This window comes from Clavibacter michiganensis subsp. tessellarius (genome assembly GCF_021922985.1).
Taxonomy (GTDB): domain Bacteria; phylum Actinomycetota; class Actinomycetes; order Actinomycetales; family Microbacteriaceae; genus Clavibacter; species Clavibacter tessellarius.
Genome location: NZ_CP040788.1, coordinates 722,103 through 736,889, shown reverse-complemented (window position 1 = coordinate 736,889; position 14,787 = coordinate 722,103). Strand labels below are relative to the sequence as shown.

Here is a 14,787-nt window from a genome sequence, read left to right as displayed (position 1 = left end):
CGCGTCCGGGGACGGGCGACCGGTCAGCGGCGCGCGAGCACCTCGCCGTGCGGCATCGCGAGGAACCCGTCGGCGTCCGCCGCCCAGTCCTGCCAGCCGGCGCGGATGGCCTGCAGGTCGTCGTCGGAGGCGAAGCCGCCCTCGAGCGCCTGGCCGGCGAAGGAGGACGCCACGGCCCGGTCGGCCCAGGCGCCGCCCCACCACGCGCGCTCGTCGTCGGAGGAGAAGCACCACACGGATGCGCTGGACGCCACGTCCGTGAACCCGGCCTCCCGCGCCCACGCCTTCAGCCGGGATCCGGCGTCGGGCTCGCCGCCGTTCGCCCGGTGCACGGGCAGGTAGACGTCGGCCCAGAGCCGCAGCCCGTCCGACTCCGGGAAGAGCGCGACCTTCGAGTAGACGACGTCGCGGGCCGCCACGAGCCCGCCGGGGCGCGTGACGCGGCGCATCTCCGCCAGCGCCCGCACCGGGTCGCCGACGTGCTGGAGCACCTGGTGCGCGTGCACGACGTCGAACGACGCGTCCGCGTAGGGCAGCTCGTACACGGACCCGACCGCGAACTCCACGTTCGCGGTGCCCCGCTCGGCGGCGAGCCCGGCGGCCTGCCGGACGACCTCCTCCGACATGTCGATCCCGACCACGCGGCCCGGCGCCACGAGGTCGGCGAGCTCCACCGTGATCGTCCCGGGGCCGCTGCCCACGTCCAGCACGTCGAGCCCGGCCCGCAGATGCGGTTCGAGGTAGGCGGCGGAGTTCCGGACGGTGCGCGCGCTGTGCACGCGGAGGACGCTCTCGTGGTGGCCGTGGGTGTATCGCTCGCTGTTCACCCCCCGAGCCTAGGTCGGCGCCCGGCCTAGGCTCGCTACATGACGACGCCCCCGAACCCCTTCCTCGAGCCGAGCACCCTCCCCTACGGCATGCCGCCCTTCGACGACATCCGGGAGGACCACTTCCGCCCCGCCTTCGAGGCCGGGATCGCCGAGCACCTGGCGGAGGTGCGCGCGATCGCGGACTCCCCCGAGCCGCCGACCTTCGAGAACACGCTCGTCGCCCTCGAGCGCGCGGGACGGATCCTCGACCGCGTCGGACACGTCTTCTTCACCCTCACCTCGTCCGACAGCTCCCCCTTCACGCGCGAGCTCGAGGCGGAGATCGCCCCCGAGCTCGCCGCCCACGAGGACGCGATCCGCCTCGACTCCGCGCTCTACGCCCGGATCCGCACGGTGCACGCGTCCCGTCACGACTCGGGCCTCGGCGCCGAGTCCGTGTACCTCGTCGAGCGGTACCTCGCCGAGTTCACGATCGCCGGCGCCGGCCTCGACGACGACGCCAAGGGGCGCCTGCGCGACCTCAACCGCCGCCTGTCGGTGCTCACCACGCGCTTCGAGTCGAACCTCCTCGAGGACACCAACGACCTCGCCGTCGTCGTGGACGACCCGGCCGAGCTCGACGGCCTCGGCGAGGGCGCGATCGCCGCCGCCGCGCAGGCCGCCGCCGACCGCGGCCTCGACGGCAAGCACCTCATCACGCTGGTGCTGCCCACGGGCCACCCGTACCTCGCCCAGCTGACGGACCGCGGGCTGCGCCAGCGCATCATGGAGGCGTCCCTCGCCCGCGGATCCCGCGGGAACGACCACGACAACCGCCCGCTCGTGCGGGAGATCACCCGCCTCCGCGCCGAGCGCGCGGCCCTCCTCGGCTTCTCGAGCCACGCGGCGGCCGTCACGGCCGACCAGACGGCCCGCACCCCCGAGGCCGTCGCCGACATGCTCGGACGCCTCGCCCCGGCCGCCGCCCGCAACGCCCGCGCCGAGGCCGTCGAGCTGCAGCGCGTGATCGACCGCACCCAGGAGGAGCGCGGCGAGCCCACGTTCGAGCTCGCCGCCTGGGACTGGGCCTTCTACAGCGAGAAGGTGCGCACCGAGCGCTACTCCGTCGACACCGCGCGGATGCGCCCCTACCTCGAGTCCGAGCGCGTGCTGCGCGACGGCGTCTTCCGCGCGGCGACCGCGCTCTACGGCGTGACCTTCGCCGAGCGCGACGACATCCCCGCGTACCACCCGGACGCGCGCGTCTTCGAGGTGCGCGACGAGGACGGGTCCCCCGTCGGCCTCTACGTGCTCGACCTCCACACGCGCGACTCGAAGCGCGGCGGCGCCTGGATGAACCCGCTCATCTCGCAGAGCGCGCTCCTCGACACCCCCACGGTGGTGCTCAACAACCTCAACGTGCCGAAGCCGCCCGCCGGCCAGCCGACCCTCCTCAGCTACGACGAGGCCAACACGCTGTTCCACGAGTTCGGGCACGCGCTGCACGGGCTGTTCGCGCGGGTCACCTACCCGCGCTTCGCCGGCACGAACGTGTTCCGCGACTTCGTCGAGTTCCCGAGCCAGGTGAACGAGATGTGGATGCTGTGGCCGGAGATCCTCGCCTCCTACGCCGTGCACCACGAGACGGGCGAGCGCATGCCCGAGGAGCTGGTCGCCGCGGTGCAGGCCTCCTCCGCCTTCAACGAGGGCTTCCTCACGAGCGAGTACCTGGGCGCCGCGCTCCTCGACCAGGCCTGGCACCGGATCGGCGTCGACGACGCGGTCGAGGACGTGGACGCCTTCCAGGCGGAGGCCCTCGCCGCGGTCGGCCTCGACGTGCCCGCCGTCCTCCCCCGCTACGCGTCGAGCTACTTCCAGCACACGTTCGCAGGCGGCTACGACGCCGGCTACTACTCCTACATCTGGAGCGAGGTGCTCGACGCCGACACCGTCGAGTGGTTCCACGAGAACGGCGGGCTCACCCGCGAGAACGGCGACCGCTTCCGGTCGCGCCTCCTCGGCGTCGGCGGATCGAAGGACCCGCTGGAGGCCTACCGCGACTTCCGCGGACGCGACGCCGTGATCGAGCCGCTCCTCGAGCGCCGGGGCCTCGCCGACTGATCCGCGTTCCGCACGACGAGAGCGCCGCACCCCTCGGGGTGCGGCGCTCTCATCATGCGGGCCGTCCGTGCGACGCGCGCGTCCGGCGGACCGGATCGGATCGGGCAGATCGACTCAGGCGGACTTCTCCGCCCGGAGCATCGAGGCCCGGGGCACGATGGTGGGCGCCGCGTTCTGCACGACCGACTCGCGCGTGATGACCACGCGCCCCACCTCGTCGTCCGAGGGGATGTCGAACATGATCGGCCCGAGCACCTCCTCGAGGATGGCGCGGAGGCCGCGGGCGCCCGTCTGCCGGAGCACGGCGAGGTCGGCGATGGACTCCAGAGCGCCCTGCTCGAACTCCAGCTCCACGCCGTCGAGCTCGAACATGCGCTGGTACTGGCGCACGAGCGCGTTGCGCGGCTTCGTGAGGATCTCCATCAGCGCGCGCTGGTCGAGCTGCGTGACCGTCGTGACGACGGGCAGGCGGCCGATGAACTCGGGGATGAGGCCGAACTTGTGGAGGTCCTCCGGCAGCACCTCGCCGAACACGTCGGCGTTCACGTCCTTGCGGTGCAGCGGGGCGCCGAAGCCGATGCCCTTCTTGCCCGCGCGCTGGCTGATGATGTCCTCGAGGCCGGCGAAGGCGCCGGCGACGATGAACAGGACATTCGTGGTGTCGACCTGGATGAACTCCTGGTGCGGGTGCTTCCGTCCGCCCTGCGGCGGCACCGAGGCGACCGTGCCCTCGAGGATCTTCAGCAGAGCCTGCTGCACGCCCTCGCCCGACACGTCGCGCGTGATGCTCGGGTTCTCGGCCTTGCGCGCGATCTTGTCGACCTCGTCGATGTAGATGATGCCGGTCTCGGCGCGCTTCACGTCGTAGTCGGCGGCCTGGATGAGCTTGAGGAGGATGTTCTCCACGTCCTCGCCCACGTAGCCCGCCTCGGTGAGGGCGGTGGCGTCCGCCACGGCGAACGGCACGTTGAGCCGCTTGGCGAGCGTCTGCGCGAGGTACGTCTTGCCGCAGCCCGTGGGGCCGATGAGCAGGATGTTGCTCTTCGCGATCTCGATCTCCTCGCCCACCGCCTCCGCCGGGCCGATGGTGCCGACCGCGCGCACGCGCTTGTAGTGGTTGTAGACCGCGACGGACAGGGCGCGCTTGGCGGCCTCCTGCCCGATGACGTACTCGTCGAGGAAGCCGAAGATCTCCTTGGGCTTGGGGAGGTCGAACTCGCCCGTGGTCTCCTCGCTGGCCTCGGCCAGGCGCTCCTCGATGATCTCATTGCAGAGCTCCACGCACTCGTCGCAGATGTAGACGCCCGGTCCCGCGATCAGCTGCTGGACCTGCTTCTGGCTCTTCCCGCAGAAGGAGCACTTGAGCAGATCCGCGCTCTCGCCGATGCGTGCCATGAATGCCTCCCCGGAAGTCGTGCGGTGTGCCACGAGCCTAACCCGTGCATGGGACATCGCCCGGACCCCTGGGAGGACGGCCCGTCGCGTGCTATCGACGCGTCACACGACGCAACACGCGGGTGCACCCCAGCGTCGGTCGCCCACCATGTCCGCATGACCGAGAACCCCGCCACCGCATCCCCCGACGCGCTGTCCTTCGCCTACTGGGTCCCGAACGTCTCGGGCGGCCTCGTGACGAGCGACATCGAGCAGCGCACGCACTTCGACTTCGACTTCAACGTCCGGGTCGCCCAGCTCGCCGAGAGGAACGGCTTCGACTACGCGCTGAGCCAGGTGAGGTACGCCGCGTCCTACGGCGCCGACCAGCAGCACGAGTCCACGTCGTTCTCCCTCGGCCTCCTCCTCGCCACCGAGCGCCTCAAGGTGATCGCCGCCGTGCACCCCGGGCTGTGGCACCCGGGCGTGCTGGCCAAGTGGATCATCACGGCCGACCACATGTCGCACGGCCGCGCCGCCGTCAACGTCGTGTCCGGCTGGCTCAAGGACGAGTTCGTCGGGTTCGGGGAGCCGTGGCTCGAGCACGGGGAGCGGTACCGCCGCACCGAGGAGTTCATCCGCGTGCTCCGGGGCCTCTGGACCGAGAAGGACTTCACGCACCTCGGTGACTTCTACCGGATCCACGACTTCACGCTCAAGCCGCCGCCCGTCGCCGTGCCGGGAAGGGCGCACCCGGAGATCTTCATGGGCGGCAACAGCACGGACGCGCGCGAGATGGGCGGCCGCGTCACCGACTGGTACTTCTCCAACGGCAAGGACTTCGCCGGGTTCGAGGAGCAGCGCGACGACGTGCTCGCCTCCGCCCGCGCGGCCGGGCGCGCGGAGCGGGTGCGGTTCGGCCTCAACGGCTTCGTCATCGCCCGCGACACGGAGCAGGAGGCGAAGGACGTGCTCGAGGAGATCATCGCGAAGGCGAACCCCGACGCCGTCGAGGGCTTCCGCCAGGCCGTGAAGCAGGCGGGATCCTCCACCGGGGACGGCAAGGGCATGTGGTCCGACTCCACCTTCCGCGACCTCGTGCAGTACAACGACGGCTTCCGCACGGGCCTCATCGGCACCCCGGAGCAGATCGCGCGGCGCATGGTGGAGTACCGCAAGCGCGGGGTGGACCTGCTGCTGCTCGGCTTCCTGCACTACCTCGAGGACATCGAGCGGTTCGGCGCGCAGGTGCTGCCGATCGTGCGGGAGCTCGAGCGGGAGGCCATCGAGCGCGGCGAGATCGCGGAGCCGGCGGCCTGACGCATCCGGGCCGGGACATCGGGGCGACGGAAGAGGGGCGGTCGGCTGATGCCGACCGCCCCTCTCGTCCGTGCGGGCCTAGCGGGCGGGGATCGCCGCCGTCAGGTTCTTGCGCGAGGTGAGCACCTGGTCGATGAGGCCGTACTCGAGCGCCTCGTCCGCGCCCAGGATCTTGTCGCGCTCGATGTCGCGGTTGATCTGGTCGCGCTCGCGGTTGGTGTGCTTGGCGAGCGTGTCCTCGAGCCAGGAGCGCATGCGCATGATCTCGGCGGCCTGGATCTCGATGTCGGAGGCCTGTCCGCCGCTGGACTCGCCCGTGGCGGGCTGGTGGATGAGCACCCGCGCGTTGGGGAGCGCGAGGCGCTTGCCGGGCGCGCCGCCCGCGAGCAGCACGGCGGCGGCGGACGCCGCCTGGCCGAGGCAGACCGTCTGGATCTGCGGCGACACGTACTGCATCGTGTCGTAGATCGCCGTCATGGCCGTGAAGGAGCCGCCGGGCGAGTTGATGTACATCACGATGTCGCGGTCGGGGTCCATCGACTCGAGCACGAGCAGCTGGGCCATGACGTCGTCCGCGGACGCGTCGTCGACCTGCACGCCGAGGAAGATGATGCGGTCCTCGAAGAGCTTCGCGTACGGGTCCTGGCGCTTGTAGCCGTAGGCCGTGCGCTCCTCGAAGCTGGGGAGGATGTACCGCGACGACGGGCTCGTGGCGGTGGAGCCGGCGCCGCGGGCGCCGCCGAAGGTGGGGAGTTCCATGTTCTCTTCTCTTACCTGTCTCGAAAGTCGCGGGCTCTAGGAGGTCTCGGTGCCGCCGCCGCCGACGACGTCGGTCGCCGACTCGCGGATGTGGTCGACGAATCCGTACTCGAGCGCCTCCTGGGCGGTGAACCAGCGGTCGCGGTCGCCGTCCTCGTTGATCTGCTCGACGGTCTTGCCCGTCTGGCCCGCGGTGATCTCGGCGAGCCGGTGCTTCATCGCGAGGATGAGCTGGGCCTGCGTCTGGATGTCGCTCGAGGTGCCGCCGAAGCCGCCGCTCGGCTGGTGCAGGAGCACGCGGGCGTTGGGCGTGATGTAGCGCTTGCCCTTGGTGCCGCTCGTGAGGAGCAGCTGCCCCATGGAGGCGGCCATCCCGATCCCGACGGTGACGATGTCGTTGGGGACGAACTGCATGGTGTCGTAGATGGCCATCCCCGCCGTGACGGAACCGCCGGGCGAGTTGATGTAGAGGAAGATGTCCTTCTCGGTGTCCTCCGCCGCCAGGAGCAGGATCTTCGCGCAGATCTCGTTCGCGTTGTCGTCGCGGACCTCGGATCCGAGCCAGATGATGCGGTCCTTCAGCAGTCGGTCAAAAACACCGGGTACCAGTGTCGGTTCGGCCATTGTTCGAGCTCCCATTCATTCGTCGCTTCGAGTCATGAATCTATCGGAGCGGATCCGCGCCGACGCCCGTGTTCGCCGCGGGCGGAGAGCGCAGCCGCCGCGGGCGCAGACGGCAGCCGCCGCGCGCACGAGGGCCCGGGTAGCTGATGCTCCCCGGGCCCTCGTGGTGCCGGCCGCGCGAGCGGTCGGCGGGTGCGACTACTCGGAGTCGGCGGCCTTCTCGGCGGCCTTCTTCTTCGGCGCCGCCTTCTTCTTCGGCTTCTCGACGGGCGCCTCCTCCGCGGCGGGGGCCGAGGCCTCCTCCGCGGGGGCGTCGGCGACGACGGCCTCGGCGTCCGCGTCCGCGGGCTCCTCGGTCACGGCGTCGGCGTCGCGCACGACGGGCTGCGTGAACTCGGTGACGTCGACGACCTTGCCGTCGGCGTCCACGACCTTCGCCTTGTCGAGCACGACCGCGAGGGCCTTGTTGCGCGCGACCTCGCCGACCATGGCGGGGATCTGGTTGTTCTGCTGCAGCACCTGGACGAACTCGTTCGGCTCCATGTTGTACTGCTGCGCGCCCTGGATGAGGTACTGGGTCAGCTCGTCCTGGCTGACCTTCAGGTCCTCCTTCTCGGCGATGACGTCGAGGAGCAGCTGCTGGCGGAACGCCTTCTCGCTGGACTCCTTGACCTCGGCGCGGTGCACGTCGTCCTCGAGGCGGTTCTCGTTCTCGAGGTGGCGGTGCACCTCGTCCTCGACGAGCTTCTCGGGGACGGGGATCTCGACGGTCTCGAGGAGCTTGTCGACGATCTGGTCGCGCGCCTGGGTGACCTGGCCGAAGACCTTGGACTTGCCGACCTGGACCTTGAGGTCCGCGCGCAGCTCGTCGATCGTGTCGAACTCGCTGGCGATCTGGGCGAAGTCGTCGTCGGCCTCGGGCAGCTCGCGCTCCTTGACGGACTGGACGGTGACGGCGATCTCGGCCGTCTCGCCCTCGTTGTCGCCGCCGAGCAGCTTCGACTCGAACGTGGTGCTCTCCCCGGCGGTGAGGGACTCGAGCGCCTCGTCGATGCCGTCGATGAGGTCGCCGGAGCCGAGCTCGTAGGAGATGCCGCTCGCGGTGTCGACGGCGTTGCCGGCGATGGTGGCGGTGAGGTCGATCTGGACGAAGTCGCCCGTCTTCGCGGGGCGGTCGACCGTGATCAGCGTGCCGAAGCGGCTGCGGAGGCTGTCGAGCTCGGTGCCGACCTCGTCGTCGGTGACCTCGACGGAGTCCACGGTGAGCTCGAGGCCCTCGTACGCGGGGAGCTCGAAGTCGGGACGCACGTCGACCTCGATCTCGAGGAGCAGGTCGCCGGTGAGGTCCTTGCCGGGCCACTCCTTGACGTCGGCCTCCGGGCGGCCGAGGGGACGGATGTCCGTCTCCTTGACGGCGGCCTGGTAGAAGCCGTCCATGCCGTCGTTGACGGCGTGCTCCAGCACGGCCTCCCGACCGACGCGCTGGTCGATGATGGGCGGCGGCACCTTGCCCTTGCGGAAGCCGGGGATGGCGACCTGCTCGGCGATGTGGCCGTAGGCGTGGTCGATGTGCGGCTTCAGGTCTTCGGGGGTCGCAGAGATCGCGAGCTTGACGCGCGTGGGGCTCAGCTTTTCGACCGTGGTCTTCACGTGTGGAGTTCTCCTGTAATCGCGGTACACGCCTCGGCTGAGACGGCATTTCGTCGTCGGGGATGTGGTCGGGGCGACAGGACTCGAACCTGCGGTCTTCCGCTCCCAAAGCGGACGCGCTAGCCACTACGCTACGCCCCGGCTGCCACGCATTCCCGTGCGGTCGAGGCGATGACCGCTCCCCTGACGTGCAGGCGCGCGGAAGCCGGATCGACCGTGGCACAGCCTATCCGACTCGTGCCGCGCGCTGGTCACCGCCGACCGGGGGCTGCGCTACGCTGGATCCCGCGCATCCGGCGTGCGGCCCTTCGGGGCGGCGGCGCCGGCGTCGCGGGGATGTAGCTCAATGGTAGAGCCTCAGTCTTCCAAACTGATCACGCGGGTTCGATTCCCGTCATCCCCTCCATCGGGGCCCCGGCCCCAGTCAGAGCAGGCCCTCCAGGCCGAACCCGCCGCTCCTCCCCAGCCTGGGCGAGACGCCCTCCGTCCCCCGTCCGGGGCGACCCGCCGCGTCATGTCCGTCGACCCGCGATAGCGTCCCGATCCGTGGATAGCCTGGGAGCTTCCGCAACGGGCGAGCTCGGGGGGCTGCATGGTCGAGGACGACGCACGGGGGTCGCGCATCGGGCATCAGCCCTGGCCCGCACGAGCAGACGACCTCCTGCGCACGGACCTGTGCCCGGCCTGCTTCGCGCCGCTGGGCGCGCTCGTCTGCAGCCGCTGCGGGCTCGACGTCCGCGCGCCCGACGCGGTGGCCGTGCTCACGGCGTCGCGTCGCGTGGTGGACGCGGTCGCGGAGCGGGAGCGGCTCGTGGAGGCCATGCGTCGGTGGAGCGACGCGGCGGCGCGCGCCCGGCGCGATGCGGCCGCCGACGCGGTCGCGGCCGCCGACCAGGCGTCCGCCGGTCCGATCGTCGACGCCTCCGTGCCGGTGACGGCCGCGGCGTCCGTGCACCCGGCGACGACGGGCTCCCCGGTTCCCGCCGCTCCCGCCAAGACGTCGGCGGGCACGGCTCCCGCGGGCGAGACCGTGCTCCCCCGTCTCCGGACGCCGAGGCCGATGGCGGACGCCGCTCCCCCGGCGCCGCGTCGCCGCATCAGCGTCCCCGCCGTGCTGCTCGCCGTCGGCGTGGTGCTGCTCTCCGTCGCCGCCGTCTTCTACGTCGTCTACGCCTTCGTGACCTACGGGCTCGTCGTGCGGGCGGCGATCACGGCCGCGGTCACCCTCGCCGCCCTCGCCGCCTCGGGCATCCTGGCGAGGCGGCGCCTCCCCGGCACCGCCGAGGCCGTCGGCGTGGTCGGGATCGTGCTGCTGCACCTCGACGTCTGGGCCGTGCGCTCCTACGACCTGGCCGGCGCCGCGTCGAACGACCCCTTCGTGCACTTCGGCGTCGGCACGCTCGTCGTCTCGGCTGCGCTCCTCGCCCTCCGGCCCCTGCTGCGGATCCGCGCGGCGGGCATCGCCGGCTGGGCGGGGCTGCCCGTCGGCGTCGGCGTCCTGGTCGGTGCCGTCCCCTCGGCCGACGCCGGCACGCGCACGGCGCTCGCCCTGGCCGCGGCCTCCGCGGTCGCCCTCGTCCACGCGGCGCCGCGGTGGCGCGCGGCCGGGCTCCCGGACGGGCTCGAGCGCGCTCTCCTCCGCGTGGTCGGCGTCGTCGCAGCCGCGGCGGCGGTCGTGGCCGGGGCGGCCAGTGCGGTCGATCCCGATGCCGTGCCGGCCGTGCCCCTGCTCGCGGCCGCCGCCGCCAGCGGCGTGCACGCGTGGGCTCTTGCCCGAGCGGCATCTCCCGCGGGGCGTCGCCTCGACGAACGGGATCGCGACGCCGTCGCGTCCACGGGCCCCGTCGAGGCACGGCCGGACTCCGACGGGAGGACCACGCATGCGGGACCCGTCGGGGAGGCCACGCCTCCGGTTCCCCTCACCGGAGACGACGGGACGCCGTCGGGCGCTCCGCTGCGCGTGCTCGCGGCCGCCGTCGCCGGCATGGGAGCCGCGGCGGCGCTGCCGATCACGGCCCTCACGGGAGGCCCGGCGCTCCTCACGGTCTGCGCGCAGCTCGCGGCGGCGGCGCTCGTCGCCGCCGTCCTCGACGTGGCATCACGCCGACTGCGCGACCCCGTGGTCTCCGCGACCGCGCGGGTGGCCGCCCTCTCCTCGCTCGTCATCGCGGTCCTGGCCGGCCTGCCCGCCGCGATCGCGGGCCTCGGCGGCATCACGGCCGTGCTGGCCGTCGGACTGCCCGCGTGGGGGCTGGCGCCGTCCGCCGACGCGGTGGTCGTCCTCAGCCGGACGAGCGGCGTCGCCGGCCTCCCCGGGGACGTCCGCGCGGCCGCGTCCGGACTGGTCGCCGTCTGGATCCTCGCGGTCGCCGCCGCGCTCGCGGGCGGCCGTCTCCCGGCGCGACGTGCCCTCCTCGGGTGGGCGGGAGCGGCCGTGGTCCTCGTCGCGATCCCCGCCCTCGGACCGGTCGCCGTCGTGACGGGCGCGTACCTCGCCGCATCCACGGGCGCCCTCGCCTGGCGCCTCGCCGCGCGGTCGGCGACGTCCCTGGAGCGACGCCGGGCGGTGGTCCCGCCCGGTGCCCCGCTCCTGGCGCTGTCCCTCGTGGCGGGCGGTCTCGCCTGGGCCGCGTCGTGGGCCAGCACCGGCACGTGGTGGGTGGTCACCCCGATCGTGGTCCTGCTCCTCGTCGTCGGATCGCGGACCGCGCGCATCGACGACACCGCGCGCCTGGCGACGGCGGGGGCGGCGCTCGTGGGGCTCATCGCGGCGGGGGCGCTGGCGCCGTCGCTCGTCCACGCGGGTGCCATCGGACGGACGCCGCGCTCGAGCGTCCTCGACGCGGCCGCGGATCCGCTCGTGCTCGTCCTCCTCGGCTCGGCGCTCGTCGTCCTCGTCGCGGGCGCCCTGCCGGGGGCGCCCGGCGTCCGGCGACGCGCCCTCCTCGCGACGGTCCTGCTGCCCGCCTGCCTCGCGGCCCTGGTGGCGGCCGTCGTCGGGGCGGATCGCGTCGGCGGCTCGCTCACCGCGTCCCCGGCGTGGTCCATCGCCGCGCAGGTGGTGCTCGTCGTCGGCCTGGTGCTGTGGAGCGTCGGCGGCGTCCGACGTGCGCCCCTGCCCCCGCGGGCGATCCGGGCAGACACCGAAGCCGCCGCACCCCGGACACCCGGCACCACCGCGCTGCGTCGGTGGCGCCTCGCGACGGCCGGCCTCGTCGCGCCGTCGACGCTGCTTGCCGTCCTCACGGCCGGCGCCCTGGTCGGCCGCCGTGTCGCACCGCACGGCGTGGTCGCCGCGGCGGTCGCGCTCCTGGTGGCCGGGGCCGCACTCCTCGCCTACCGGAGCACCTCCCGCGCGCTGCGCATCGCCCTCGACGCCGGCACGGCCGTGGTCGCGAGCGGGGCGCTCCTCGCGGCCATCTCGTCCGACGCGACGCGGGAGGGGCACGCGCTCCTCTGGATCCCGCTGCTCGTCCTCGCCGCCACGGCGTCGGTCCTCGCCATCGCCCACGACGGGCTGCTCGTGTCGCGCAGCGCGCGCCGCGCGTGGGGCTGGACGGCGCTCGGGACGGCGATCGCCGCGCTGTGGTCGAGCCTGCTCGCGCGCGGGGTCACGATGTCGGAGGCCTACTGGCTGCCCGTCGCGGGCGCGCTGCTCCTCCTCGCTGCGCTCCTGCACCGCGCCGCCCTCCGCGCCGACCGGGGCGGCGCCGACGCCCCGGGTGGACCCCGCGTCCGCCGCGGGGTGGTGGCGCTGACCCTCGCGGGGATCCTCACCGCCGTCCTGCCGCTCGCCGTCGTCGGGCGGGCCGACGACGTCCTCCGGGCCTCCCTCCTCACCGGGATCTGCGCGGTCCTCGCCACCGCCGCCGCCGCGGCCCTGCGCCGCGCGCCGGCTCCCGTCCGCCCGCTGCCGAGGGCCGTCGTGGTCGGCGCCGGCATCGGGCTCCTGGTCGTCGGCGGCGCGCACGCGCTGCGCCTCGCCGGGCTCGTCGACCGGGACCCGGCCGTCGACCTCCAGACGGCGGTCCCGGCCGCGGTGCTCGTGGTGGTCGGCGCCCTCGCGCTGCGCGGCGCCCGCGATCCCGCCGACGCCCGCGTCGCCGGCTCGGCGTGGATGTCGGCCAGCGCGCTCGTGGGCGTGGTGATGCTCGCGTCGGTCGACCCCGGCGAGGGCGCCGTCCGCCCGCTCGTGGCGAGCGTGGCGCTCGTGGCCGGGGCGGGGGTCCTCCTCGTCCGGCGATCCGTCCACCGGCGCGTGCTCGCCGGCTCCGCCGCCGTCGCCCTGCTCGGCGCGGTCGTCGTGGCGCTCCTCGCCTGGCGCGGCGGCTCCACCTCCTCCGACCCCGCCGCGCTCGCCGTCCCCGCGATCGTGGCCGTGCTCGTCGCGGCGGTGGGCGCGGCCGACCGCCTCCGGGTCCCCGCCGTGTCGGCGGCCCCGGAGGCGGCGTCCGCGGCTCCGGGATCCCTGCCGACGCGCACGGCGGACCGGATCTTCCGGGTCGTCCCGCACGCGGCCGACCTGGCCACGGGCGCGCTCGTCGTCGGGACGGTCGCGGTGGCGGCGTCCGTGGACGGCGTCGGGCTCCCCGTGGCGCTCCTGCTCTCGGGCGTCGCGGTGCTCGTGGCCTCGTCGGGACCCGGTTCCCGCGCACGCCGACACGTGGGCTGGGCGGCCCTCGTGCTCGGCTCCGCGGCCCTGTGGGTGGCGCTCGCCCGCGGCAGTGTCGACGCCGTGGAGGCGTACGTCCTGCCTCCGGCCGGGATCATGCTCATCCTGGCCGCGCTCCTGCACCGCGGGCTCCCCCGCCGACTCCGTGGGGGATCGACGGCGGATCGCGCACGGTCGTCCGGCGCGGCTCCCGTCCTCCTCGGCGCCCTGCTCCTCGCGGCCCTGCCGACGGCCGTCGCGTCGTGGACGGGGACGCCCGTCCGGGCCCTGGTCCTCGGGAGCGCGGCCGGTGTCGTCCTGCTGGCGACCGCCGCGGCCCTGCGCCGTGCGGACCCGGCACCGCACGCGTCGACGCGACCCCTGCTCCTCGTGACAGCGGCGGCCTCGGGGCTCACGGTCCCGCTCGTCGGATTCGGTCGCACCGTCGCGCAGCTGGCTGCCCGCGAACCGGCGACGTTCGGACGCACGGACCTCTGGACGCTCACGGCGGCCGCCGTCCTCGTGGTCGCCGTGGCGCTCCTGCCCGCACGCGAGGCCGTAGTCGCCCGCAGCAGCGGGGAGTCGCGCCTGGGCTGGGGCGCCCCCGCGAGCGATCCCGCGGCGGAGGCAGCGGACACGGGGCCGGCACAGGATGCAGCCCGTCCCCCGCGCCTCCCCACGGCGTCCCTGCTCCCCATGGCTCCGAGGATCGCCGTGCTGGTCGCGCTCGTCGGCGCAGGAGCGGTCGGCACGGTCGGACTCCTCCGCGCCCACGCCGAGGGGATCGACGGAGTCGCCGCGCGCTCCGCCCTCCTGGTCGGCCTCGTCGCCATCCTGCACGTCGCCTGCGCGCCGTCCGCAGTCGCGCCGTCCGCCGTCGCGCCGTCCACCGTCGCGCCGGACGACGCGGAACCCCGTCCGGCGGGTCCAGCCGTGGACGCCGCCCCGCTGCGCGACCGCGTCCTCGCCCTCGCGGCGCTCGCGCTCGGCGGGCTGGTCGCCGTGGTCCTCGCGCTCACGGGCACGGCGGATCCGGTGGAGACCGTCACGGTCCCGATCGCCGCCGCGCTCCTCGCGGTCGGCGCCCGGCACCTCCTCCGGGACGCGACCGCGGGCAGCATGCGGCGCCTGGGACCCGGGCTCCTCGTCCTGCTCGTCCCCCCGCTGCTGGCCGACCTCGGGCCGAGCCCCGCATGGCGCATCGTGGGCCTCGGGGTCCTCGCGCTCGCCACGCTGCTCGTCGGAGCGCGCCTCCGGCTCCGGGCGCCGTTCCTCCTCGGAGCGGCGGCGCTCCTCGTGCACGCGCTCGCCCAGCTCTGGCCGTGGATCCGCGAGGCGTCGGCCACCGTCCCCTGGTGGGCGTGGGCGGGCATCGGCGGCGTCGTCCTCATCGCCGTGGCGGCGCGCTACGAGCGGCGGATCCGGGACGTCAAGGAGGTGGCCGCACGCGTGTCGGCGCTCCGCTGATCCCCCGACGGC

8 protein-coding genes and 2 tRNA genes are annotated in these 14,787 nt (G+C 73.9%); 4 read left to right on the top strand and 6 right to left on the bottom strand.

What is annotated here, in order from left to right:
* Positions 1 to 23 precede the first annotated feature (23 nt).
* On the bottom strand, positions 24 to 827 hold the full coding sequence (locus tag FGG90_RS03375; protein WP_094130486.1) for a class I SAM-dependent methyltransferase: 804 nt from the start codon (positions 825 to 827) through the stop codon (positions 24 to 26).
* A 39-nt stretch (positions 828 to 866) separates the two neighbouring features.
* On the opposite strand from FGG90_RS03375, the gene FGG90_RS03370 reads away from it, so the two are divergent.
* A complete protein-coding gene (locus FGG90_RS03370) occupies positions 867 to 2,930 on the top strand; it encodes a M3 family metallopeptidase (protein ID WP_094130488.1) in 2,064 nt (687 codons plus the stop codon).
* A gap of 114 nt (positions 2,931 to 3,044) precedes the next feature.
* Here FGG90_RS03370 and clpX read toward each other — a convergent pair whose 3' ends face one another.
* Entirely contained in the window at positions 3,045 to 4,325 is a 1,281-nt protein-coding gene (gene clpX / locus FGG90_RS03365; protein WP_094130490.1) for an ATP-dependent Clp protease ATP-binding subunit ClpX, read from the bottom strand.
* 156 nt (positions 4,326 to 4,481) lie between these two features.
* Between clpX and sfnG the strand changes: the two genes are divergently transcribed.
* Complete coding sequence (gene sfnG, locus FGG90_RS03360; RefSeq protein WP_094130492.1) at positions 4,482 to 5,624, top strand: dimethylsulfone monooxygenase SfnG; 1,143 nt, start codon at positions 4,482 to 4,484, stop codon at positions 5,622 to 5,624.
* A 78-nt stretch (positions 5,625 to 5,702) separates the two neighbouring features.
* Here the strand turns inward: sfnG and FGG90_RS03355 are convergent, their stop codons facing one another.
* From FGG90_RS03355 to FGG90_RS03340, 4 genes are all read right to left on the bottom strand, one after another.
* Positions 5,703 to 6,383 carry an ATP-dependent Clp protease proteolytic subunit gene (locus FGG90_RS03355; RefSeq protein WP_094130494.1) on the bottom strand — a complete coding sequence of 227 codons (681 nt, stop codon included), beginning with the start codon at positions 6,381 to 6,383 and terminating at the stop codon, positions 5,703 to 5,705.
* Positions 6,384 to 6,419: 36 nt separating this feature from the next.
* Positions 6,420 to 7,007 (bottom strand): ATP-dependent Clp protease proteolytic subunit, encoded by a 588-nt coding sequence (locus FGG90_RS03350; RefSeq protein WP_015490151.1) that lies wholly within the window; start codon positions 7,005 to 7,007, stop codon positions 6,420 to 6,422.
* Positions 7,008 to 7,205: 198 nt separating this feature from the next.
* On the bottom strand, positions 7,206 to 8,657 hold the full coding sequence (gene tig, locus FGG90_RS03345) for a trigger factor (RefSeq protein ID WP_094130496.1): 1,452 nt from the start codon (positions 8,655 to 8,657) through the stop codon (positions 7,206 to 7,208).
* Positions 8,658 to 8,722: 65 nt separating this feature from the next.
* Positions 8,723 to 8,798: transfer RNA gene (locus FGG90_RS03340), tRNA-Pro, on the bottom strand.
* Positions 8,799 to 8,989: 191 nt separating this feature from the next.
* Here FGG90_RS03340 and FGG90_RS03335 point away from each other — a divergent pair.
* Together FGG90_RS03335 and FGG90_RS03330 are read left to right on the top strand one after the other, a co-directional pair.
* Positions 8,990 to 9,063, top strand: a tRNA-Gly gene (locus FGG90_RS03335).
* A 186-nt stretch (positions 9,064 to 9,249) separates the two neighbouring features.
* Positions 9,250 to 14,775, top strand: a complete 5,526-nt coding sequence (locus FGG90_RS03330) for an SCO7613 C-terminal domain-containing membrane protein (RefSeq protein ID WP_094130498.1) — start codon at positions 9,250 to 9,252, stop codon at positions 14,773 to 14,775.
* The last annotated feature ends 12 nt before the right edge of the window (positions 14,776 to 14,787 follow it).

Bases quoted from the DNA above. Each gene is read 5' to 3' on its own strand.
- FGG90_RS03330 (WP_094130498.1), top strand. From the start codon at position 9,250: ATGGTCGAGGACGACGCACGGGGGTCGCGCATCGGGCATCAGCCCTGG.
- sfnG (WP_094130492.1), top strand. From the start codon at position 4,482: ATGACCGAGAACCCCGCCACCGCATCCCCCGACGCGCTGTCCTTCGCC.
- FGG90_RS03350 (WP_015490151.1), bottom strand. From the start codon at position 7,007: ATGGCCGAACCGACACTGGTACCCGGTGTTTTTGACCGACTGCTGAAG.
- FGG90_RS03355 (WP_094130494.1), bottom strand. From the start codon at position 6,383: ATGGAACTCCCCACCTTCGGCGGCGCCCGCGGCGCCGGCTCCACCGCC.
- clpX (WP_094130490.1), bottom strand. From the start codon at position 4,325: ATGGCACGCATCGGCGAGAGCGCGGATCTGCTCAAGTGCTCCTTCTGC.
- FGG90_RS03370 (WP_094130488.1), top strand. From the start codon at position 867: ATGACGACGCCCCCGAACCCCTTCCTCGAGCCGAGCACCCTCCCCTAC.